This is a genomic window from Bradyrhizobium canariense, from assembly GCF_018130465.1.
GTDB classification, from domain to species: domain Bacteria; phylum Pseudomonadota; class Alphaproteobacteria; order Rhizobiales; family Xanthobacteraceae; genus Bradyrhizobium; species Bradyrhizobium canariense_C.
In genome coordinates, this window is sequence record NZ_JAFCKJ010000013.1 from 133,523 (window position 1) to 156,741 (window position 23,219).

Below are 23,219 nucleotides of genomic sequence, written 5' to 3' on the forward strand. Positions count from 1 at the left end.
TCGCCAGGCGCATCCTGCCCATGCAGCGATGGCGCTTGCCGGAGTTCTGTATATCTTTGTATACAAAGGTGCGCAATGGCCAACCGGATTGACCGGGGCCGCCGGCGGGCAGAATGTCTCCAACTTCGTCGCATCGGGCAGACGGCATGAGCAGCAAATACGATGTGCTGGTGATCGGCGGTGGCAACGCGGCGCTGTGTGCGGCGATCAGCGCGCGACGCGGTGGGGCGTCGGTGCTGGTGCTCGAAGGCGCGCCAAAATTCTATCGTGGCGGCAACACGCGCCACACACGCAACATGCGCTGTGCCCATGACGAGGCGACCGAAATCCTGACCGGCCCCTACACCGAGGAGGAGTTTTGGGAGGACCTCCTGCGTGTCACCGGCGGGCAGACCGACGAGGTGCTTGCCCGGCACATGATCCGCGAATCCAAGGATATTCTGAACTGGATCGTGGAGCAGGGCGTGCGCTGGCAACCCTCGCTCGGCGGCACGCTGAGCCTCGGTCGCACCAACTCCTTCTTTCTCGGCGGCGGCCGCGCGATGCTGAACGCACTTTATCTCACCGCTGAGAAGCTCGGCGTCGAAGTCGAATATGACGCCGAGGTCACCGACCTCGTGATCGAGGACGGCATGTTTCTCGCCGCCCGCCTCAAGCGGCCGATCAAGGGCGAAAACGAGATTCGCGCGACATCGCTGGTCGCCGCGGCCGGCGGATTCGAGGCCAACATCGAATGGCTGAAGCAATATTGGGGCGAGGCCGCCGACAATTTCCTGATCCGCGGCACGCCCTATAACCGCGGTTCGATCCTGAAGATGCTGCTCGCCGGGGGCGTGCAGGAGGTCGGCGACCCCACGCAGTGCCATGCGGTCGCGATCGACGCCCGCGCGCCGAAATTCGACGGCGGCATTATCACGCGCCACGACTCCGTTGTGTTCGGCATCGTCGTCAACAAGAACGCGAAGCGCTTCTATGACGAGGGCGAGGACATCTGGCCGAAGCGCTACGCGATCTGGGGCCGGCTGGTTGCCGCGCAGCCCGACCAGATCGCCTACATCATCTTTGACTCGACCGTGGTCACCAGCTTCATGCCGACGCTGTTTCAACCGATTGCCGGGCAGACCGTGGCTGAGCTCGCCGGCAAGCTCGAGCTCGATCCGGCCGCACTGGAAAAGACCATCACCGAGTTCAACGCTGCCGTGCAGCCCGGCACCTTCGACCACACCATTCTGGACGACTGCCGCACCGAAGGCATCACGCCGCAGAAGACGCATTGGGCGCGGCGGATCGAGACGCCGCCCTATCTCGCCTATCCGGTGCGGCCCGGCATCACCTTCACCTATCTCGGCACGCGCGTGACCAGGGAAGCGCGGATGCTGATGGCTGACGGCAAGCTGTCGGCCAACATGTTCGCGGCCGGCGAGATCATGGCCGGCAACGTGCTCGGCAAGGGCTATGCCGCCGGAATGGGCATGACCATCGGCAGCGTGTTCGGGCGGATCGCAGGACGGGAAGCGGCGAAACATGCACGGAACTAGGATTCTCGATGAGGCCGATCGGCTGATGACGGTCTGCAATTCCTGCCGCTACTGCGAGGGTCTTTGCGCGGTATTTCCCGCCATGGAGATGCGCCGCGCCTTCTCCGACGGCGACCTCAATTATCTCGCCAATCTCTGCCATGGCTGCGGTGCCTGCTACGTCGACTGTCAGTTCTCGCCGCCGCACGAATTCAACGTCAACGTCCCGCAGACGCTGGCGATCGTGCGCGCGGAATCCTACGCGGCCTATGCCTGGCCGCAGGCGCTGTCCGGCGCCTTTGCGCGCAACGGTCTCGTCATCAGCATCGTCGCCGCGCTCAGCATGGCCGCCTTCATCCTCGGCTTTGCCGCCCTGAACGACCGCAGCGTGCTGTTCGGCGTGCACACCGGCCCCGGCGCGTTCTACAGATTGATGCCGCACAATGCGATGGCCGCATTATTCAGCGCGGCGTTCCTCTATGCGATCCTCGCGCTGGTCATGAGCGTGCGTGCCTTCTGGCGGGATATCGGCCCGCCGATCGGCGGCCGTGCGGACGGAGGCTCCATCTTTCAGGCGATGCGCGACGCCGGCGAGCTGCGCTATCTCCACGGGGGCGGCGTCGGCTGCTACAATGAGGATGACAAGCCGACCGACCGGCGCAAGCTTTTCCATCACCTGACTTTCTACGGCTTCCTGCTCTGCTTCGCCGCGACGTCGGTGGCCACGCTTTATCACTATTTGCTTGGCCGCGAGGCGCCGTATCCGTGGTGGGATTTGCCCGTGGTGCTCGGGACGCTTGGCGGCGTCGGTCTCATTGTTGGGCCGGTCGGCCTGTTCGCGGCCAAGATGCGGCGCGATCCGGCGTTGCTCGACGAGCAGCGCTACGGCATGGATGTTGGCTTCATCGCCATGTTGTTCCTCACCGGCTTCACCGGCATGCTGCTTCTGATTCTGCGCGAGACTGCAGTCATGGGGCCGCTGCTGGCACTGCATTTGGGTGCAGTGTTCGCGCTGTTCATGACCATGCCCTACGGCAAGTTCGTGCACGGTATCTATCGCTTTGCGTCGCTGGTGCGCTATGCGCAGGAGCGCCGCAGCGAAGCCGGCTCTTGAGATTCAGACAGTCGGAAGCGGCCGTCGCGCAGGAAAGCGATCGTCTGCTCGATCGCTACGGCGTGGCGGGGAAGTCCGGTATGGGACGCCTTCACGACAATATGGTCGGCCATGCCGGCCAGCATCGCGCTTTGCACCGAGACCCGTCCGTCATTCGGCTTTGGCAGAAAGAAGAGGCCGGCGACGGGATCGATGAAGCGATTTCCTGCGATCACGCCGACGGGATAGTCGACGGTGGGCAGGGCGTTCGGTCGGGTCGCAGTCGTGAGCTCGAGCCCGGCGGGCCCGTAGAATGCGCGGTAGAGCCGGGATCCGCTCAGGAGATCGGCGACCTCGCTGCCGCTGTTCGGCGTGCCCAACATCACGATGCGGCCAAGCCGGGCCGGCCGGTACCTTGCGATATAGGCGCGCGTCACAAGACCACCCATCGAATGGGCGACGAAGTGGAGCGGCGCGTCACGCTCGGCGAAGCGGCCGATCGCCGGGTGGATATCGTCCGCGAGCGCTACGATCGGCTTGCTGCGGCTGGCATAATCGACGTTGAGGGTCGCGAAACCGCTAGTCTGAAGCGCCCGTTGCAGCCTGGTCAGGGATGCCGAGGTGCGCGCGATGCCGTGAAGCAGAACCACTCCCGGGCATCGCGCGTCGCTTTTTAGGGGCGGCTCGTGCATCTCTCTTATGCCACCTCGCGCTCCGGCGCGGACGCCTGCTCGCGGGCCATCGTCGTTGCGGTGACGTAGTCGGTCTTGCCGGTGCCGAGCAGTGGCACCTTGTCCACCACCATGATCGCCGCGGGAACGGTCAGCTCGGACGCGCCGATCGCCTTTGCCTGGCCCTGCATCGCACTGCGCTCGGCACCCTTCTCCGTCGTCAGCAGCACGATGCGCTCGCCCTTGCGCGGGTCCGGGATCGACACGGCGACCGATGCGGCCTGTGGCCACAGGGTCGTCGCAATGTTCTCGACCGCCGACAGCGAGACCATCTCGCCGGCGATCTTGGCAAAGCGCTTGGCGCGGCCCTTGATGGTGATGAAGCCGGCCGCGTCGATCGCGACGATGTCGCCGGTGTCGTGCCAGCCTTCGGCGAGCAGTTCGAGCACGCCGGGATTCTCGGCCCTGAGATAGCCGAGCATGACGTTCGGTCCGCGCACCGAGAGGCGTCCGCCTTCCTCGATGCCGGGGACCGGGTCGAGGCGGCTTTCCATCAGCGGCGAGAGGCGGCCGACCGTGCCGGGACGATTGGCCATCGGCGTGTTCATCGCCAGCACCGGCGCGGTCTCGGTGACGCCATAGCCCTCGAGGATGCGGATGCCGTAACGCTCCATGAAGACCTGCCGGGTGCGATCCTTGACCGCCTCGGCGCCGGCGATCACCAGGCGCAGCGTACGGAAGTCGTAGGCATGCGCCGAGCGCGCGTAGCCGGAGAGGAACGTGTCGGTGCCGAACAGGATCGTGGCGCCGGTCTGGTAGATCAGCTCAGGCACGATCCGGTAGTGCAGCGGCGAGGGGTACATGTAGATCGGAATGCCCGCGAGCAGCGGCATCATCATTCCGCCGGTCAACCCGAAGGAGTGGAACACCGGCAGCACGTTGAACACCTTGTCATTGGCGTTGGCATCGACCCGCGCCAGCGCCTGTGCAGCGTTCGCAAGGATATTGCGGTGGGACAGCACGACGCCCTTGGGCGTGCCTTCCGACCCCGACGTGAACAGCACGACGGCCGGATCGTTGGCCTGGCGGGCGACACGCGGCGTGGTGCCGGCGAGCAGGCCCTTGATCTTGTCGGCCGTGCCGATCGAAGCACGGACGTCCTCGAGATAGACCACCCGGGCCTCCGCGGAGATCGCCGCCATCAGCTTGTCGAGCTTGCCCTTTTCGATGAAGGCCTTCGACGTCAGCACGGTCTTGACCTGCGCAGCCTTCATGGCGGCGAGGACGTTGACCGGGCCGGCCGAGAAGTTGAGCATCGCCGGCACCCGGCCGATGTTTTGCAACGCCATGAAGACGACGGCGACGCCTGCGGAATTCGGCAGCAGCACGCCGACATTCTCACCGACGGCGATGCCGTTCTCCAGCTTCCGGCTCAAGACCTGCGCGCCCAGGATCAGCTTGCGATAGGTCAGCTTGGTGCCGAGCGCGTCCTCGACGATGACCTTGCCGGTGTCGCGGTCGCGATAGGCGTGTCCGAGCGCCTCGAAGAGGGTGTGATCGAGCATGGCGTTCTTCACCATGGCGTCAATCATCACGTCCTGAAGTGCTGCGCCCGCGGCGTTGCGGCGCGTCTTGCCCTTCAGCGACGGATCGACCGGAAGCTTGACCGGCGGCAGGATGGTGACCGTCACCCGCGGAAACCACGAGCGCTTGACCTGGCTGCTGTTGAGATAGCTGAGATGCGAGCGCTGGGCGCCCTCGATGCGAACGGGTACGACCACGGCGTCGGCCTTGTCCGCGATCATCGCGGTGCCGTCATAGACCTTCATCAGCGAGCCGGAGACGGTGATGCGTCCCTCCGGGAAGATCACCACCGGCTCTCCGGCGGCGACGAGTTTGATCAGGTCGCGCGCGGCCAGCGGCTTGGTGGGGTCCATGGTGTAGTGCTTGACCACCCGCAGGAACGGCTTGGCCCACCAGGCCTTGGCGATGCCGGTATCGACCGCGAAGCTCGCGTCGATCGGCAGCACGGCGTGCAGCAGCGGGCCGTCGATCAGGCTGACATGGTTGGGCGCGATCAGCATGCGCGTGCCGGCAGGCGGCAGGTTCTCCAGCCCGCGGACCTCGGTGCGGAACAGCGCGCGGAACAGCAGCCCGCCAAAGTCGCGCACGCCTTCCTTGCCCCACTTCGTCAGCACGAACCAGACTGCGCCGAAGCTGGCGACGCCGAGGCCGAGGAAGATCCAGCCGACGTGCAGCCCGCCGGCCTGCAGCAGCGCGACGAACAGCGAGCCGGCCACCATGAAGGCGGCCTGCAGCACGTTTCCGGCGGCGATGATGCGGGCGCGCTCGGAGGGGGCGGACCAGGCCTGGACGGCGGCGAAGGACGGAACGACGAACAGTCCGCCGCCGAATGCGAAGGCGACGAAGTCGACCAGCATGCGCAGGCCCGCGAACGAGGTCGCGAAGTCGGCGGGGGTGATCTCCTGGCCCTTGGCGGTCACGCCGATCGCCCAGGCGAGGTCGATGCCGGCAAACCCCATCATGATGGCGCCGATCGGCACCAGCGCGAGGTTCGGGCGAACGTGGCTCAGATTCGCTGCGAACAGCGAGCCGATGGCAATGCCGATCGCGAAGATCGCGAGACACAACGTCACCACGCCCTCAGTGCCACCGATAACGTCCTTGACCAGCGCCGGCAGCAGCGAGAGCACGATGGCGCCAACCAGCCAGAACCAGGAGACGATCACGGTGCCGTCCCATAGCCGGTGGTCGGCGTGCAGCGTCTTCAACAGGCCGAGCGTCGATGTCCAGGGATTGGCGTTGACCGGCAGATCGGGTGCAGACGGCGTGGTGGCGGGAATGCGCGAGGCGAAGGCCCAGGACAGCAGGGCCAGCACGACCACGGCCGATGCGACCCAGCCCATATGCGCGGAGCCGGCCACGAACTGGCCGCCGGCGACGGTGCCGAGCAGGATGGCCATGAAGGTCGCGCCTTCGACCAGCGCGTTGCCGGTCGCGAGCTCGCCGAGCTCGAGCTGGTCCGGCAGCATCGCGTATTTCACGGGACCGAACAGCGCGGCGATGACGCCGAACAGTGCGAGCGCTGCGAACAGCAGCGGCACCGAGTGCAGGAAGAAGCCGGCCGCGGCAAAGCCCGCGGCGAAGATCTCGGCGAATTTGAGCCGCCTCGCGACGACGGATTTGACGTACTTGTCGGCGAGCTGGCCGCCGAGGCCGGACAGGATGAAATAGGGGAAGATGAAGACGGCGCCTGCGACCGTCACCAGCGCATCTCCGTGGCCGGTCGCGGCACTGTAAAGCAGGATGATGACGAGCGCGTTCTTGAGCACGTTGTCGTTCAGCGCCGAGAAGAATTGCGCCCAGAACAGCGGCGCGAAGCGGCGTGACGACATCAAATCCCTGATCATGACTAGTCCTGTTTTGGAAAGGCTGCCTGAGGTTGATACATTGTCGGTTGGACGTCGGGACCAGACGATATGCGACGGGCAATTGCGGGTGACGACGACCGGCCCGCTCTGCGCCTTTACCTTCCGATCCTGTTGGTCTCCGCTTGGTGTCGTTTGGTTCGCAAATGGTTTGCTCGCGGCCCTGTCAAACTTCGGCAGGGAGGCCGCGTTGACCGGGATATCGCGCCGGGCGGTGAGGAAATGCTGAACCGCATCGTCGAAGGTCGCGGCATGGGCCTCGAATGGCGGGACATGGTAAGTCCTTCATTGCAACCTGATATTGCATTCGAGGCGACCACCGACGTGGCGGCTGCGCTCGCCTCAGGTGAGGTGGGCGAGGCGGCGAAAGGGCGAGAAGCGGCCGAGCAGGCTGAAGCGGCGGCCCTCATGACGGGCACGGTCGCGGTTGGCCCGCCACATCCGGAAGGTCGCGCGGCGCTCAGTCAGGACGCCCGCAATGTCGCAGGCATTTGCGATGCGATCGATCGGCCGCATCGCGAAGCGCAGGAGGGCGCGGCCAAGTCCGGTCACGAGAGCGGTGGCGTCGTCGACGAAGGTGGAAGCGATATCAACAGCGAGGGTTTGCATTTTGCAGGTCTCCGGGTTAACTTGAACATTGTTCAAATGAGTATCCTGAAAATGAACAATGTTCAAGACGAATCGCTGCGAGACCGAAAAAAATCTCGCCGGCGGCTGCAAATCGTGGAGATCGCCCGCAGCATTATTGCGACTAAAGGCCTGAAATCATTGAAAGTTCGAGACGTCGCGGACGCCGCCGGCTGCTCGGTTGGCAGCGTCTATAACGAGTTCGGCGACTTCGACGGGGTGATCCTGACCGTGAATCGGGAGACCGTTCAGGCGCTGACAATGCGGTTGGGCCAGGTTCCGGCCGAGGATCCCGTTCGTCAGCTCTACGGGCTTGCCGCGACCTATCTCGAATTCTTCGCCGAGAATGCGAATCTGCTGCGCTCGCTGTTCGAGCATCGGATGGAGGACGACCGCCCTTACCCCGATGACATCCTGCAGATGGTGATGGACGCCTTCGCGCTGATGCATCCACCCCTGGTGCGCCTGCTTCCGAATGCAGACGACGTGCAGATCGCGCTGCTGTCACGCACCCTGTTTTCCGCCGTGCACGGGATCATCTCGCTCGGCCTCGAAGAGCGCATGGTGGCCGTGCCGCCGCAGTTGCTGCGCCAGCAGGTCGATCAGTTCCTCGACGCACATCTCGCCGGTCTCGGGATTCTGCCTTTGCGGTGACAGGGGCGCGCAGCGTCAGGCGCGCGCAGCCTCTCGCGGCCGGGCCGCAACAACGACGACATCCTCTCTCGCGCTGTCGACCTGAACCCGGTTGCGGCCCTTGTCCTTGGCGCGATAGCAGGCTGCATCCGTACGCCGCATCGCGTCCTCGAGCGTGGTGTTGCGGTCTGTGATGCAGGCAACGCCGATGCTGGCGGTCACCGCAAAGCAGCGATCGTCCCAGGCGAAACTGAACAATTCGAGTGATCGCCGCAATCGTTCGGCGATGTCGACGGCGTTCGAGAGCGGGCACTGCGGCAGGATGAAGCCGAATTCGTCACCGCCGAGCCGCGCCACCAGGTCATGCGGCCGCCGGTCCTGTTGCAGGAGGTGCGAGATCTGGCAGAGCAGGCGGTCGCCGGCGAGGTGGCCGCAACTATCGTTGACGTCCTTGAACTGGTCGAGATCGAGCAGGATCAGGCCCAGCGAACCCGCCGCGGTGCCATCCAGCTCGCTTTGCAGGCGCGCCTCGAACGCGCGACGGTTGGATAGGCCCGTCAGCCAATCGTGCGACGCCTGCCAGGCCAGGCGCTCCTTCTCGGCATGCAGGGCATCCTCGAACGCCTGTCGTTGCAGCACCAATCGCCGCGTGCGCCAGATCAGGAGCAGGATCAGCGTCACGGCTGTAACGATATTGACGCAAGTCAGCGTCAACTTGATGGCGCGCGAGCCTTCGCCGAGGACGGTGGAGAACCGGTTGGCGTGCACAGTGAACTCAGTGTTGAGCTCCGACAGCCGCGACGACAATAATTGCAGGCGCTTGCTGTCCTGAACGGGCCCGTTCTCCAGCTCTGACCGGATGACCTCGCCGAACACGCTCAGCTCCAGCAGCATGGGGTCGGTGGCGGTCCACTCGCGGATGGCCTCCTGGAGGAAGCTGACGCGATTGAAGTATCGGAACAGCCAGATCAATCCCGGCACGTCATCGGGATGGTTGCCGCCTTGCAGGAAGCCGATGCGGGCGGCCTCGACGTCGACCGGATCGCGCTCAAGCGCCCAGCGCGCGAACTCGTCGCCGATGGGAACGGCCAGCGAGGTCTGGTATTGCGCAAACTGGCTGGCGTCGCCCGAATGCAGATAGAGATTGAGGAAATAGACGGCGTTCTTCTGTGATCGCGACCACAGCGCTTCGCCCGCGACATAGGCGCGGACCGAGGACATCACCTCCAGGCTGAATCCGGCGATCGCAGCCTGCAGCAGGACGACCGTGACGAAAGGCGAGACGAGCTTGATGACGTGAAGGAAACTGCGTCCCTTCGTCGACGGCGCTGTTCTGCGAAACACTTTGCGTTCCCCAAGTCGCTCAACGACCCCAGCGGAGCGATCCGCTCATAACGCGGATCACGCGCCAAGGGTGCTTAACTCGAGTTGAAAATGCCGGAAGACTGCGTCGCAGGGTGAAGGTGCTGTGAAGCGGATGCTTGCAGATCGCTGCAAATGCCGCCGAACCGGAACTGACGCGGCATCGGCGAGCCGATGTCTCGCATTCGTCTTGCGCGGTTTACTCGATCGAGAAGAATTGGCTTGGTCCTAGAGCGATTTTCGAGCGAAGTGGACGCCGGTTCGCGTGAAGACAAAATGCTCTAGACCAGCACCGGCTTGCGCACCCGACCGGCGTCGCCGAACACGCGCAGGTAACGCTCGATCTCCGAGGGCATGCCGGTCGCCTTCTCGGGGTTGTCCGAGAGCTTGACCGCCGGGCGGCCATCGACCGACGACACCTTGCAGACGATCGAGATCGGATCGAGATTGATCGAAGCATCGGGCGGACAGCCGACGAAATCATTGGTGAGGTTGGTGCCCCAGCCGAACGAGAGCCGCACGCGGCCGCCGAAATGATGATAGGTCTCCTCGATCGAGCCGACGTCCATGGCGTCGGAGAACACGAGCAGCTTGTCCCTGGGATTGCGGCCCTTTGACTCCCACCATCTCATGATCTCCTCGCCGGCCTGGATCGGCGGCGCGCTGTCGGGACGGAAGCCGGTCCAGTCGGCGACCCATTCCGGCGCATCGCGCAGGAAGGCCTTGGTGCCGAAAGCGTCGGGCAGCGCGATCAGGAGGTTGCCGCCATAGGTCTGGCGCCACTGGTCGAGGATGCGATAGGGCGCCCAGCGCAATTCCTCGTCGTCCTTGGCGAGCGCGGCCGCGACCATCGGCAGTTCATGGGCGTTGGTGCCGATGGCTTCGAGATCATTGTCCATCGCGAGCAGCACGTTGGAGGTGCCGATGAAGGACGGGCCGAGGCCTTCCTTCACGGCCTCCACGCACCAGCGCTGCCAGAGGAAACCATGGCGGCGACGGGTGCCGAAATCGGATAGCCGGAGGTTCTCCAGCTTGCGCAACCGCTCCACCTTGGTCCACAGCTTGGCCTTGGCGCGGGCATAGAGCACGTCGAGCTCGAAGCGGCCGCGGCCCTTCATCGCCGCGCGCGAGCGCAATTCGTTGAGGATGGCGAGCGCAGGAATCTCCCACATCGTGGTATGGCTCCACGGCCCGTGGAAGTGCAGCTCGTACTGGCCTTCGACCTTGCGCAGCTCGTATTCGGGCAGCCGGAATTCGGCGAGCCAGCGGATGAAGTCCGCCGAGAACATGTGGGTCTTGCCGTAGAAGGTGTTACCGGCAAGCCAGATCAGCTCTTTCTTGGTGAAGCGGATGGTGCGGGCGTGGTCGAGCTGGGCGCGCAGCTCGCCCTCGTCGATGATTTCGGCGAGCCGCACATGGCGCGACCGGTTGATGACCGAGAACGTCACCTGTTGATTCGGGTAGTCCTCCCGAATCATCTGCAACATCAATAGCTTGTAGAAGTCGGTATCAAGCAGGCTGCGGATGATGGGATCCAGCCGCCAGCTGTGATTGTAGGTCCGGCTCGCAATATCGGTCACTGTCATGGCCGAATTCTAGCGCGGCAGCCGTGGCGCAACCAGTGGGTTTGGCGAAGGGCTGGCCACCGCGCCGCACCCGGCGAGGCTGCGCCCCCGGGCCAGGCAGGTCAGCCGCGGTGAAATAATTCCCTGGTCCAGCGCAGCGGTGCCGTCAGCTTCCAGGAGGTGGAGTTTCGGACCGCCGCCAGTTGTACCCGCGCATCGTCCCTCTCCGCCAAAAATCCGTGCCGCTCGGCCGCAACCGACTGGAGCTCCGCCAGGGCCGAATCTCGCTCCGCCGTGACCCAGTCGCGCATCGCCGCGTCCTCCCGCCACAGGCTGAACTGTCGGGCGAACGCCTGGCGCAAGGGCGCGTCCAGCCTTTCCCGCAACGGCGCGGTCATGGCATCCGCCTCGACCATCCTGAGCCGTGTCGATGGATTGCTGATCCCGGCATAGTGGTGAACGATCGGGTCGGGCACGGTGGCGAGGCCGGGAATCGAATTCCAGGCAGTGTCGAGACGCGCGATACCGGATCGGTTCGGCTCGTCGGGACGATCGGGTCCGAGCCCCACGCATTCATCGTAACCGAGAAGTTGGAGTATGGTGGCCTGCTCGAACCAGGGATGCGGGAATTCGTCGGCCTCCCAGAGCTGCCTGAAAAATTCGCGTGACCAGTCGTGCACACGGATCAGCATGACGCCCGAATTGTAATGCGGAACGAAATCCGCGGCCAGGATCTCGGATGTATCCGGACCGTGCCAGGCCATATGCAGATGAGCGTCGTTGACTGCCGCCGTCCTGACGTCGACGTCGTTGCGAAGCACGATGGCATCGACGTCCATCCAGAGCACGAAGTCGAAATTGTCTTCAAGCGCGGCCCGGATCACTTCGATCTTCAGCCATCCGCGCGGACGTTTCCAATCGTCTCCATGAATGACGCGCTTTTCATAGCCATGCGCCTCGGCGAATGCCTGCATGCGGGGAACGGTGAGGGCGGCGAGCGGCTGCTGAACGGAGTCGTAGGCAGTCAGAAGGCACACGCTCGGCCGCATGAAAAGTCTCCGGAGGATCGTGCGATCTCGTGCCCGCTACATTGCGTCGAATTGCCCGGTGAGCGTGACGCGCGGGCCGTGCGTGTAGCGGTCCGGCGTCAGATTGTATCTGGACAAGCCGGCCTCGTTGAACACGTTGATGAACGCATCGAGCCGATAGCCCGCGCCGAGCTTCAAATTCTGCGTCAGCCAATAGGACACGCCGACCTGGATGTCGGCGCTCAGCACGCCGGCAAACAGCCGATCGCTGCCCGCATTGAGCGTGTCCGTGACTGGGAAGACGCCGGAGAGATATGACGGCGTGACCGAAGACTGGCTCCTCGCGCTGCTGACCGACTGTTGCCGGCCGAGCAGCAAGGCGACGTCGCCTGCATAGTCGAACGACCATTTGCCGGCGAATGGAACCGAGCCTTCGACGCCGATGAGGGGCCCCGCGCCAAGAAAGCTCGCGCGCGTATCGTACAAATTCGAGATCGTGCCGGAGTAGCCGGTGACCGTCGGAAATCCGGGCACCACGATTGGAGCGAGGCCGCTGAGTGTGAGGACCGCAACGTTCGAGTTCGAACTCCGGGTGACGAATTCGGCAATGCGAACGCCGCCCTTCAACTGAAGTACGCTTGGCCCGCTGCCGGCGATGTCGCGTCCGACAGCGAGATCGGCGAGCCAGTGCGTTTCCTTGTAGGCCGCGCCATAGGTGCTCGTTGCTGTCGAGCTGGCACCGCCAAAGGCGATGGTTTCCGTGGCCGAGTCCAGACCGTTGGTCTTGCCGCCCTCGCCATAACGGAACTGGCCGCTGACGTGCCAGGGAGAGCCCGCGAATCGATAGTCGAAGCCGATGGCCGATTCCCATCCGACCTTGGGTGTCAGGTCGAACTGGCCGGTGAGGCCGTAGAAGCTGGAGATCGGATCCCCGCCGCTGAAGATTGCGCCGCCTTCGATCCAGGCCCTGAACAGCGCTGGACCGGCGAGCGGTGGCGCCTTGACCGGGAAGTCGGCGGCATAGGCCTGCAACGGATTTCTGGTCTGCTGCGAGATCGCTGACACGGCTGGGAATGCGGAGTTTTCCTGGTGCGATCGGGCTCCGATCCTGGCAGGCTCGACCGCTGCGCGTGCGCCTTGCGATTTCAGCCGCGTATTCTCTCCAAGCAGCCGTTGGCTTTCGCGCAATGCGGCGTTTTCCTTGCGGATCGCGGCGTTCTGTCTTTCAAGCAATTCGAGGCGTGCATTGACGTCTTCGAGTTCCCCGGCAGCGGCGCTGCTGGCTGCCACTGCCGCTCCGAACATGACCGCAAGAACCATCTTCATGATATGCACCTCGTCCCGCACCAGTTGCGCGACGGTGACGTGGAGTTACCGGCCATGCATCAACCGTACGGTTGAACTCGGCCGGCGATCGCACGCGATGGATCATTTCCGGAATGCGGTGTGGCCGATGGGCCGCAGCTGATGCTGAATTCTTGTTCAGCCGCCTGCGGTCGTCGTGGCCACGGTCTCGAGCTGGTTCCGGATCCAGCGATGGGCCGGGTCTTTCTGGTAGCGCTGGTGCCAGACCATGAACATCGGCAGCTCGGCCAGGGTTCGCGTGCGCGATGCCAGCGGAATCCGCACATGCGCGAAGCCGTGCATCACGCCGGGCGCCAGCAGGCTCGGCATGCTCGCCAGCATCTGCGAGCCACGCAGGAAGGACGGCACGCCGGAGAAGCTCGGTACGGAGATCGCGATGTCGCGATGAAATCCGTTTGCGGCCAGCCGGCGGTCGAAGTCGAGCCGTTCATTGTCGGTATAGACCACGGTGATATGGCGCGCAGCGAGATAGGCGCTGCGGCCAGACGGAGCACTGCGCGTCCTGGGATCGAAGTAGCAGACGTAATGGTCGCTGAGCAGCCGCTTCTGCACGATGTCGACGCCGGACGGCGGCAGCGGCGTGATCAGGAGATCGCAGCGGTTCTCGCGCAGCATCGCAGGCGAGGGCGATTGCGAGGGGATCACGCGCAAGTTCAGGCTCTTCACCTGTTCGGCGACGTGGCCGAAGAACCGCGGCAGCAGCAGGTCGCGCTGGAAGTCGTTGGCGGCAATCGTCAGTGACAGCTGGGCCTGTGCCGGCTCGAAGCTGACGCCGCCGGCGAAGCTGCGCATCTCGTCGATCAGCGCGCGCGCTTTCGCGGCCAATGCCTGCGCATGGGCGGTGGCGACGATGCCGCGGCCGGATTTGGCGAATAGCGGATCGCCGGCGATCCGCCGCAGCTTGTTGAGGCCGTGACTGACCGCCGATTGCGTCAGGCCGAGCCGCGTTGCCGCCGCCGTCACCGAGCCTTCCTCCAGCACGGCCAGGAACAGTTCGAGGGCGTGGCCGTCGAGGGCCAAATGATCGATTTCTTTCATGTAATTCATTATAATCGATCTATTTATCTTGAGAATAGATCGGCCCATGATCCCTCGATAAATCGCGCGCCGGAACCGGGCGTGCCAGAGGGAGAGACAACGCCGATGAATGCCCAGGCGCCAGCCTTGCGGGATCCCCGCCTCAACCGGCCCGAGCCCTTTACGCCGCCGCTCGGCGACGGTGGCTTCTTCCAGCGCGACCGCGCGATTCACCCGCCAGCGCATGCGCCCGGCTATAAGTCCTCCGTGCTGCGCTCGCCGCGCCAGGCGTTGCTCTCGCTGGAGAATTCGGTCTCGGAGATCTCGGGGCCGGTGTTCGGCCACAACGACCTCGGCCCGCTCGACAATGATTTGATCCGCAACTACGCCAAGGACGGCGATCCCGTCGGCGAGCGTATCATCGTCCACGGCCGCGTGCTGGACGAGACCGGCCGCGGCGTGCCGAACACGCTGGTCGAGTTCTGGCAAGCCAATGCCGGCGGCCGCTACCGGCACAAGAAGGACACGTATCTGGCGCCGATCGATCCGAATTTCGGCGGTTGCGGCCGCGCGCTGACCGACGACACCGGCTATTATTATTTCCGCACGGTGAAACCGGGGCCCTATCCCTGGCGCAACTACGTCAACAGCTGGCGTCCCGCTCACATCCACTTCTCGGTGTTCGGCTCGGGCTTCGCGCAACGTCTGATCACCCAGATGTACTTTGAGGGCGATCCCCTGATCCCAGTCTGCCCGATCCTGACGACGATCCCGGACCAGGATGCGCTGGAGCGCCTCGTCGCGCCGCTCGACCTCAACGCATCGGCTCCGTTCGACTCGCTCGCCTACCGCTTCGACATCGTCTTGCGCGGCCAGCGCTCCACTTACTTTGAAAATCGCACCGCAGGGAACTGAGTCCATGCCGCAGCCGCTCAACTACCTCAAGGAAACCGCCTCGCAGACGGCCGGGCCCTACGTCCATATCGGGTTGATCCCGGCCATGGCCGGCTTCGACATTTTCGAGAAGAACTTTTCCAACGTGCTGGTGACGCCGAACACGCGCGGCGAACGCATCACGCTGGAGGGCAAGGTGATCGACGGCAGCGGCACGCCGCTGCGCGACGTGCTGCTGGAGATCTGGCAGGCCAACGCGGCCGGCCGCTACAACCATCCGGCGGATCGGTCGACCGGCGTGCTGGACGAGGAGTTTCGCGGCTGGGGCCGCGCCGGCTCCGACTTCGAGAGTGGTCTCGTTACCTTCGAGACCATCAAGCCGGGCGCGATCATCGACAAGACGGGCCGCAAGGGCGCGCCGCACATCAATGTCTGGATCGTCGCGCGCGGTATCAACATCGGTCTCAACACGCGTCTCTATTTCTCGGACGAAGAGGCCGCCAATGCCGCCGACCCCGTGCTCAACCTGATCGAACAGCCGGTCCGGCGCTCGACGCTGATCGCAAAGCGCAGCGAACGTGCCGGCAAGGCCGTGTACGCCTTCACGATCAATTTGCAGGGGCCGGACGAGACGGTGTTCTTCGACGTGTGAGGGACGGCGGCCGTCCCGCAGGATCACTCCACCTGGTCGCCGCGATTGATCGCTCCGCGCGAGACGAACTGCGGCAACTGACGCGTCTCGCGCGATCCCGGCCGGTCGGCCGGATCGCGCCCCACTTTTGGTTTCAGTGCGGCCAGGTCAATGAACACATCCGCCTGCCGGCGGAGGTCGTCGGCGACCATGGGAGGCTGGGTGGAGAGTGTGGAGACAACCGTGACGCGGACACCGCGGCGTTGCACGGCTTCCACCAGCGAACGAAAATCCCCGTCGCCCGAGAACAACACGATCTGATCGACATGCATGGCGATCTCCATCGCGCTGACGGCGAGGTCGACATCCATTCTGCCCTTCACCTTGCGGCGGCCGTTGGTGGCGTCGATGAACTCCTTGCTGGGCTTGGTGACGACCGTGTATCCATTGTAGTCGAGCCAATCGATCAAGGGACGGATCGACGAATACTCCTGATCCTCGACGATGGTCGTGTAGTAGAAGGCCCGCAAGAGCGTACCTCGGCTTCGGAATTCGCCGAGCAGACGCCTGTAATCGATGTCGAAACCGAGTGCCTTGGAGGTGGCGTGGAGATTGGAGCCATCGATAAAGAGTGCGATCTTCTCGATCGAAGACATTATGCACAAATCTCCAGTTCCGCACGAAAGCCGGCCGGGTTCGCCGCCGGGGGGCGCCGTATGCCGGCCCGAAACACCTTGCTGAAAAAGCGGCGCAGACGACCGGACAGGGGGGCCGTCTCGCGCCAAGGTCAGGGAGGTTCCATGCCATAAGCGCCAGGGCGCCGAATGCAGCCACGCTAACGCGCGCGCTTTCCCCTCTCAATTGTACTGAGGTTAAGGGCTTCTACCCAAAGGATAGGAGCTGATATACGAAGGTAAGTATCCGTGCCGGCAGCAGAGGCGATGGCGGCTCGCAGCGTGGCCTCCGACCACAGGTGCGCACGATCTTTGGTCCGATGCGTCAGCTTTCCTCACCATGGAGCTGCGCGCGAAAGGCGCGCGGTGACACGCCCGTCGCGGCGGCGTAGACCCGGCTGAAATAGGCGGGGTCCTCGAAGCCGAGCGCATAGGCGATCGTCGAGACCGGTAAATTGGTGTAGACGAGGTTGCGCCGCGCTTCGCGGATCAGCCGGTTGAGGATCAGGTGCGAGGCGGTGTCGCCGGTTGCTGCCCGCGTCACCCGGTTGAGATGGGTCGGCGTGATCGACAGCGCGCCCGCAAAGTCCGCAACGCTCCAGCGTTCCAGATGATGCTGTTCCAGCAGCGCCTCGAAGCGGCGGAATAGTCCGCTTTCAGCCGTGCCGTTGCCACCGCTCTCGCCGGTGAGCGCGCGGGCCACCAGCCCGATCATGGCCGCCGACAGTGCACGCAGCACATGCGCTCGGCCGAAATCGCGCGCGGCGTGTTCGGCAAAGATCTGCTTCATGGTGGTGCGGATCTGCGGCGTACCGCGTATTACGGCGGAGCGCGACAAGGCACCGCGCAGTCCTTCGGAGGCGAGCAGCGCTTCGTCCAATATTTCCGCGGCGATGGTCAGCACCCAGCCCTGAGTATCAGGCACGAAACGGAAGCCGTGGACGTGGCCGACAGGCACGTTGACGATTTGCATCGGCTTCAGCTGCACCACGCGCCCGTCGAGCGTCGCTTCGCCGCCGCCGCGCTCGATCAGCAGCACCTGGTGCAGCCGGGCATGGCGGTGCACGGCCAACGTCCAGTCGTGCAGCACCGAGCGCGATGCAATCGTCTCGCAATGCACGACATCGGGCAGGTCGCCGGACTCGCCGAACAAATTGTAGACCCGGATGGCCGGGGCGGGGGCTGCGCTTCTCATGTTCGAATAGTACAAGACAAAGACGAAACCCTCCATCGGTCAGCGGCGCTGAATCTGCAAAAAAGTGCCGAGGAGGACGCGAAAATGAAAGTTCAGGTCTGTATCATCGGCGGCGGGCCGTCCGGGCTGCTGTTGTCCCAACTCCTGCACCTGAAGGGCATCGACACGGTCGTGCTGGAGAAATACAGCCGCGACCACGTGCTTGCCCGCATCCGTGCCGGCGTGCTCGAGCACGGCTTCGCCAGGCTGATGCGCGAGGCACAGTGCGGCGAGCGGATGGACCGCGAGGGCGAGATCCACAAGGGATTCGAGATCGCCCATGACGGGGTGCTCTCCCAGATCGACCTCTACAAGCACTCCGGCGGCAATTCGGTGCTGGTCTACGGCCAGACCGAGCTGACGCGCGATCTCTACGAGGCGCGTGACCGCCTCGGCGGCAACGTCGTGCACAATGCCGAGGACGTGACGCCGCATGACCTGACCTCGGACCGGCCTTACGTGACCTATCGTTCGAATGGCGAGACCGTCCGGGTCGATTGCGACTATATCGTCGGCGCCGACGGCTTTCACGGCGTCAGCCGCAAGTCGATCCCGAAGGATGTGCTGCGGGAATATGAGAAGATCTATCCGTTCGGCTGGCTCGGCGTGCTGTCGCGTACGAAACCGGTGTCGCCGGAGCTGATCTATGCGAAGCACGAGCGCGGCTTTGCGCTGTGTTCCTTGCGGTCGCAAGTCCTGAGCCGCTACTACGTCCAGGTGCCGCTCACCGACAAGGTGGAGGACTGGAGCGACGACGCGTTCTGGGCCGAGCTGAAGCGCCGTTTGCCGGACGAGGTCGGCGGCCGCCTGATCATGGGACCGTCCATCGAAAAGAGCATCGCGCCGTTGCGCAGCTTCGTCGCCGAGCCGATGAGCTACGGCCGCCTGTTTCTCGCCGGCGATGCCGCCCACATCGTGCCGCCGACCGGCGCGCGCGGGCTGAACAGCGCCGCCTCCGACATCTATTATCTCTACCACGCCATGCTCGCGCACTATCAGAACGACGATGATTCCGGGCTCCAGGGCTATTCCGCCAAGGCGCTGGCGCGGATCTGGAAGGCGCAACGCTTCTCGTGGTGGATGACGATGCTGCTGCATCGCTTCCCCGACCGGCTCGAATACGAGGACCGGCTCCAGCAGACTGAACTGGAGTACCTGCTCTCGTCCGAGACGGCGCAGCGCCTGCTCGCGGAGAATTATGTGGGGCTGCCGTTTTAAGGATGCGAGCGCGGAAGCCCCCTCTCCCACGAGGGTGAGGGAAGCCGTCGTGCTGAGTGAAGACCGTTATTTCCCTTCCAGCGTATTGACCGGCGTCCAGTCTGGCAGGGGAGGATTTTCGGTGAGCGCTCTCGCGCGGTTCGCGAACTTGGACGATGGTGGATCAGTCTTCGCTACGCCCTCGAACGCGTCAGCCGCCTTCGCGAACTCCCGTGCCCGCCAGCAGGCCAGCCCTTCCGCGTAAGCCGCGGCCACCTCTTTCTGCCCGGCGCTCTCCGCGTCTATGTCCGCGAGCGGCTCGAACACCCTGATCGCCTCGCCACGCCCCAGCACCCGGATCGCATCGAGTTCACGCCAGGCGAAGCTGTCGCCGGTCTGGGCCATCGTCGACTCCGAGGCCATGATTGCGGTGCCATAGTATTTGTTGGCGCCTTCGAGCCGTGAGGCGACGTTCACGGTGTCGCTCATCACGGTGTAGTTGAAGCGGCGGCGGGAGCCGATATTGCCGACCACGGCCTCGCCGCTGTTGAGCCCGATGCGGTGCGACAGGCCGCGGCCGGCGAAGGCGGCGCTGCCGGCGTTGAGCTCCGCCAGCTTTTCGTGACATTTCAGCGCGGCATGGACGGCGTGGCGCGCATGCGCGGGATCGTCGGCGGGCGCACCGAACATGGCGACGATGGAATCGCCGATATATTTGTCGACATAGCCGCCATGGCTCTCGATGATGTCGGTCATGGCCGACAGATATTCGTTCATCAGCGTCACCAGTTCGCCCGGCGTCATCGTCTCGGCGATGGAGGAGAAGCCGCTCAGGTCGGAGAAGAACATGGTGACGTTGCGCATTTCGCCGCCGAGCGCCGGCATCTTGCCGGAGGCAACCATGGTGTCGATCACTTCGGGGGCGAGATAGAACGCAAAGCTCTTGCGCAGGAAACGCTCGTCACGATCGGCCAGCACGAAACGGTAGCCGATCATCATCGCGAGCGCGGCAAGACTTGCGAGTGCCGGCTCCGTCAGCGGCAGCGCCAGTGCGTGAACGAACGCACCGACGGTCACGGCCGCATAGGCGGCGGTGAGAGCGATCCATGCGATCACGGCGCCACCTGGTGCGAGCATGCAGGCCGCGCAGGCGATGATCCCTGCGAAGGCGATCGTGAGAATGGTCCGCAGCGGAAAGCCGATCTCGGTCACGGCATCGCGCTCGATCAGGTTGCGGACGACGGTGGCATGCACGAAGACACCGGCGATGTCGCTGCGGGCCTTTTGCGCGGTGCTTGCCGGGGCGGGCTGGGCGCATCGTGGCCCCGGCGTTCCGTCATGTCCGCCGGACAGTCGCATCGAGGTGAGCTTGCGGTCCTCGAAATTCAGGGCGGTGCCGAGCAGCACGACCTTGCCCTCGAAGGCGCGGCGGAAGAAATCGCGGTCGCCTTTTTCGACGCAGGCTCGCAGATCGGCGAAGGAGAAAGTCGGAATGTCGCGGCCCAGCCCTCGAAAATTGAGCGTAAGTGTATTCGGCACCGCGCTCGGAATTGCATAACCGGACAATTCGGTCGCACCGGACGGTGCAATCCCGGGCTTTCCGCCGAGCGCGCGCGCGGCGAGCTCGACCGCCATCGTGGGGACCGGCTTGCCGTCGATGGAAAAGCTCAGCGGCATCCGCCGGATCACGTCGTCGGTGTCGGTATGGACGTTCAGGGCGCGGATATTGTTTCTCACCGCCAGTTGCTGCGCGCGATCGGGCCTCTCCTGGTGTTCGTTGCTCAGGATCTCGCCGAGCACCAGCTTGCCGGTGTCGGAGAGTTGCCGCAGCGCGATCAGGTAATCCCGGTCAAATCCCTTCATGCGGGCGCCGAGCGGCGCGTCGCCAAACGGGATTTCCGATTGCTCGATCGAGCTTGGAAAGATCACGTCGAATCCGATCACCTTGGCACCGCCGTCGGTGATGCTCCCGAGCACGCGGCCGATCTCGCGCGTCCAGGTCTGCGTCGGCGAGCCCTTGAACGGCGGCGTGTCGTAGGTCTCACCGTCGATGGCAACGACGACGACCGGCGATGTCGCGGGATCCTGGCGGTCGCCGACGATCTTGCCGCGCAGCGCCGTGAGGAGGTCGAGCGAGAGACCTTGCAGCGTGCCAAGCGGCGGGGACGTGAAGACCGCGCCCGTAACGAGCGCGATCAGGATCGCCGCAACGAGGTCCCGCCTGCCGATCCGCCGCATCGCCTCGACGCAGGCCGCCTATTCGAGCCGCAGCAGGCGGCCGACGATCGGCGTCGGCGATGACGTGGCGCCGGCATCGACCTGGAAGGCGTAGCGCTTTGCGCCGAGAATGGCGAGATAGCTGCCGCCCGGGGTCAGCGACTTCCCGGCCTTGGCAAAGTCGTAGAATTTTCCGCCGATCATGATGTCATTCTTCAGCGGGATGCTGATCGTGGGTTCCTTGCCATCGGTGCGTTCGATCACCAGGGTGCTGCCGCTCTTGGCCTGCACCAGTGGCGCGACGCCGTAGAGCGTCGGCAGCTTGGCTGGCGCGCCCTTGGCGTCCGAGCGCATGGTGCGGAAGGTCGTTGCGGCACTCTGGTTCGCCTCGCGCTCCGACAGTTTGGCCGCATTGGTATCGCAGGGCACCTTTTCCCGCTTGACCTCGCCGAGCTGCACGGTGCTCTGCTCGGCGCCGACCAGGACGACGCCTTCGCTGATGATCTCGCGCTGGCAGGATTTGAGATAGCTAAGCGTAATGCTCGCCTTTGGCCCGAGCTTGATGATCTTGCCCGGCGCCACGTAGTCCATGAACGCGATGCCGTCGACCTTGCCTTGCACGTCCTCGACGATGGCGGCGGGGGTCTCCGCCAAGGCGGGGACCGCAAGACAGAACACGCCGACAACGGCGCCGATCAGGCTTCTCATGGGAATCATCCTATTCGACCGACGTATTACCGGTCCCCGTCCTGGTTTGATGCTTAGCAGCGCAGCGTCCAGTCAAGTGTGACCAAAATCACTCTTAGATATTGGTGCACCTTATCAGGAAGAGGTTCAAACCGGCGATCGGAGAAAACAGAGCCGACGCAAGTTGTTGGCCGGATGGATAATGTCAGGCGGCCGGGACCGCCTCAGGCAAACGGTCCTCGACCGGACGGCTCTCCGCGGCAGCCTCTGCCATGGGAGCGGGCGTGGCCTCGGTCTTCTGATATGGCGTCGTCTGCTGACCGGCGGCGATCTCCACCACTGCCTCCCAGCGCGACAGGAAGGCCTCGACACAGGCCGGGTCGAACTGCCGGCCCTGGTTGTCGACCAGATAGTTGCGCGCCACGTCCAGCGGCATCGGCTCTTTATACGGCCGTCGCGTCGTCAGGGCGTCGAAGACGTCGGCGACCGCGACCACGCGCGCGGCGACGGGAATCTCGTCCCCCCTGAGGCCGTTCGGATAGCCCGCGCCGTCCCAGCGCTCGTGATGTCCTGCGGCAATTTGCGCGCCGAGCTGGATCAGCTCGCAGCTGGAGTCGGCCAGGATTTTCTCGCCGATCGTCGCGTGAGTGCGGATCACCGCCATCTCCTGGTCGGTCAGCTTGCCGGGCTTGAGCAGGATGTTGTCGGGAATGGCGACCTTGCCGACGTCGTGCAGCGGCGCGGCGAGATAAATGTCGCGGCAGAGCCGGGCTGGCAGGCCGAGCTGCTCGGCGATGACGCGGCTGTAGCGGGCGACCCGCAACGTGTGCTCGCCGGTGTCGTTGTCGCGGTACTCGACCGCAAGCGCGAGCCGCAGGATGATCTCCTCCTCGCGCTCGCCGAGCTTTCGTGTCGCTGCCGCGACTTCGCTGGCCAGATGCGCCGCACGATCGTTGAGCTTGCGCACGGCTGCACCAAGCTGAATCAAATTCCGCAGGCGCACCGTCATTTCGACGCTCTGCGGCTGCTTGGGCAGGAAATCGGTTGCACCGGCCTGCAGCGCTTCCATCTTGACGTCATCGGTCTGTCGCGAAGTGATCATCGCGATCGGGATGTCGCTGCAGCCGGGCAGGGTGCGGAAGGTGCGGATGAAGCTGATGCCGTCCATATGCGGCATCTCGTAGTCGACCAGCACGAGGTCGAAGACGCGCTCGCGTGCGCAGGCCAGCGCATCCACGGGATCGAGGAAGGTGGTGGCCTCGACCAGACCTTCGGCCTCGATGTGACGTTTCAGGAAGTTGAGGACGGAGCGGCTGTCATCAACCAGGAGCGCTTGGGTCAGCATCGGCGGCCGGGGC

18 protein-coding genes are annotated in these 23,219 nt (G+C 64.5%); 6 read left to right on the forward strand and 12 right to left on the reverse strand.

Annotation, left to right across the window (positions count from 1 at the left end):
- The first annotated feature begins 146 nt into the window (after nt 1–146).
- Both tcuA and tcuB read left to right on the forward strand, forming a co-directional pair.
- Nucleotides 147–1,538, forward strand: a complete 1,392-nt coding sequence (tcuA, locus tag JQ591_RS28095; RefSeq protein WP_211399250.1) for an FAD-dependent tricarballylate dehydrogenase TcuA — start codon at nt 147–149, stop codon at nt 1,536–1,538.
- Nucleotides 1,525–2,631, forward strand: coding sequence for a tricarballylate utilization 4Fe-4S protein TcuB (gene tcuB, locus JQ591_RS28100; RefSeq protein WP_211399251.1), 1,107 nt, complete (start codon nt 1,525–1,527; stop codon nt 2,629–2,631). Before tcuA ends, tcuB begins: the two co-directional genes overlap by 14 nt.
- Here tcuB and JQ591_RS28105 read toward each other — a convergent pair.
- Nucleotides 2,595–3,302 (reverse strand): esterase/lipase family protein, encoded by a 708-nt coding sequence (locus JQ591_RS28105; protein ID WP_211399252.1) that lies wholly within the window; start codon nt 3,300–3,302, stop codon nt 2,595–2,597. The two genes, tcuB and JQ591_RS28105, sit on opposite strands and share 37 nt — an antisense overlap.
- A 5-nt stretch (nt 3,303–3,307) precedes the next feature.
- Nucleotides 3,308–6,712: an acyl-[ACP]--phospholipid O-acyltransferase gene (locus JQ591_RS28110; protein WP_211399253.1), complete on the reverse strand. Its 3,405-nt coding sequence runs from the start codon at nt 6,710–6,712 to the stop codon at nt 3,308–3,310.
- Nucleotides 6,713–7,390: 678 nt separating this feature from the next.
- On the opposite strand from JQ591_RS28110, the gene JQ591_RS28115 reads away from it, so the two are divergent.
- The gene (locus JQ591_RS28115) at nt 7,391–8,011 is read left to right on the forward strand and encodes a TetR/AcrR family transcriptional regulator (protein ID WP_211399304.1); all 621 of its coding nucleotides are present in this window, start codon (nt 7,391–7,393) and stop codon (nt 8,009–8,011) included.
- A gap of 15 nt (nt 8,012–8,026) precedes the next feature.
- On the opposite strand, the gene JQ591_RS28120 is transcribed toward JQ591_RS28115, so the two are convergent.
- The 5 genes from JQ591_RS28120 to JQ591_RS28140 form a co-directional block, all read right to left on the reverse strand.
- On the reverse strand, nt 8,027–9,334 hold the full coding sequence (locus tag JQ591_RS28120; protein ID WP_211399254.1) for a GGDEF domain-containing protein: 1,308 nt from the start codon (nt 9,332–9,334) through the stop codon (nt 8,027–8,029).
- A gap of 299 nt (nt 9,335–9,633) precedes the next feature.
- Entirely contained in the window at nt 9,634–10,938 is a 1,305-nt protein-coding gene (gene pncB, locus JQ591_RS28125) for a nicotinate phosphoribosyltransferase (protein ID WP_211399255.1), read from the reverse strand.
- Nucleotides 10,939–11,039: 101 nt separating this feature from the next.
- Entirely contained in the window at nt 11,040–11,966 is a 927-nt protein-coding gene (locus tag JQ591_RS28130; RefSeq protein WP_211399256.1) for a putative nucleotide-diphospho-sugar transferase, read from the reverse strand.
- Nucleotides 11,967–12,002: 36 nt separating this feature from the next.
- A complete protein-coding gene (locus JQ591_RS28135) occupies nt 12,003–13,271 on the reverse strand; it encodes an Lpg1974 family pore-forming outer membrane protein (protein ID WP_211399257.1) in 1,269 nt (422 codons plus the stop codon).
- Nucleotides 13,272–13,427: 156 nt separating this feature from the next.
- Nucleotides 13,428–14,357: a LysR family transcriptional regulator gene (locus JQ591_RS28140; RefSeq protein WP_211399258.1), complete on the reverse strand. Its 930-nt coding sequence runs from the start codon at nt 14,355–14,357 to the stop codon at nt 13,428–13,430.
- 96 nt (nt 14,358–14,453) lie between these two features.
- On the opposite strand from JQ591_RS28140, the gene pcaH reads away from it, so the two are divergent.
- Together pcaH and pcaG are read left to right on the forward strand one after the other, a co-directional pair.
- Nucleotides 14,454–15,242: a protocatechuate 3,4-dioxygenase subunit beta gene (gene pcaH, locus JQ591_RS28145; protein ID WP_211399259.1), complete on the forward strand. Its 789-nt coding sequence runs from the start codon at nt 14,454–14,456 to the stop codon at nt 15,240–15,242.
- A gap of 4 nt (nt 15,243–15,246) precedes the next feature.
- Nucleotides 15,247–15,873 carry a protocatechuate 3,4-dioxygenase subunit alpha gene (gene pcaG, locus JQ591_RS28150; protein ID WP_211399260.1) on the forward strand — a complete coding sequence of 209 codons (627 nt, stop codon included), beginning with the start codon at nt 15,247–15,249 and terminating at the stop codon, nt 15,871–15,873.
- Nucleotides 15,874–15,896: 23 nt separating this feature from the next.
- Here pcaG and JQ591_RS28155 read toward each other — a convergent pair whose 3' ends face one another.
- Both JQ591_RS28155 and JQ591_RS28160 read right to left on the reverse strand, forming a co-directional pair.
- Nucleotides 15,897–16,508 carry an NYN domain-containing protein gene (locus JQ591_RS28155; protein WP_211399261.1) on the reverse strand — a complete coding sequence of 204 codons (612 nt, stop codon included), beginning with the start codon at nt 16,506–16,508 and terminating at the stop codon, nt 15,897–15,899.
- 343 nt (nt 16,509–16,851) lie between these two features.
- Nucleotides 16,852–17,757 carry a helix-turn-helix domain-containing protein gene (locus JQ591_RS28160; RefSeq protein ID WP_211399262.1) on the reverse strand — a complete coding sequence of 302 codons (906 nt, stop codon included), beginning with the start codon at nt 17,755–17,757 and terminating at the stop codon, nt 16,852–16,854.
- A gap of 48 nt (nt 17,758–17,805) precedes the next feature.
- On the opposite strand from JQ591_RS28160, the gene pobA reads away from it, so the two are divergent.
- Entirely contained in the window at nt 17,806–18,978 is a 1,173-nt protein-coding gene (gene pobA / locus JQ591_RS28165) for a 4-hydroxybenzoate 3-monooxygenase (RefSeq protein ID WP_211399263.1), read from the forward strand.
- 66 nt (nt 18,979–19,044) lie between these two features.
- On the opposite strand, the gene JQ591_RS28170 is transcribed toward pobA, so the two are convergent.
- From JQ591_RS28170 to JQ591_RS28180, 3 genes are all read right to left on the reverse strand, one after another.
- A complete protein-coding gene (locus JQ591_RS28170; protein WP_211399264.1) occupies nt 19,045–21,195 on the reverse strand; it encodes an adenylate/guanylate cyclase domain-containing protein in 2,151 nt (716 codons plus the stop codon).
- An 18-nt stretch (nt 21,196–21,213) separates the two neighbouring features.
- The gene (locus JQ591_RS28175) at nt 21,214–21,882 is read right to left on the reverse strand and encodes a hypothetical protein (RefSeq protein WP_211399265.1); all 669 of its coding nucleotides are present in this window, start codon (nt 21,880–21,882) and stop codon (nt 21,214–21,216) included.
- Between the two features lie 184 nt (nt 21,883–22,066).
- Entirely contained in the window at nt 22,067–23,206 is a 1,140-nt protein-coding gene (locus JQ591_RS28180) for an HD domain-containing phosphohydrolase (RefSeq protein ID WP_211399266.1), read from the reverse strand.
- Nucleotides 23,207–23,219 lie beyond the last annotated feature (13 nt).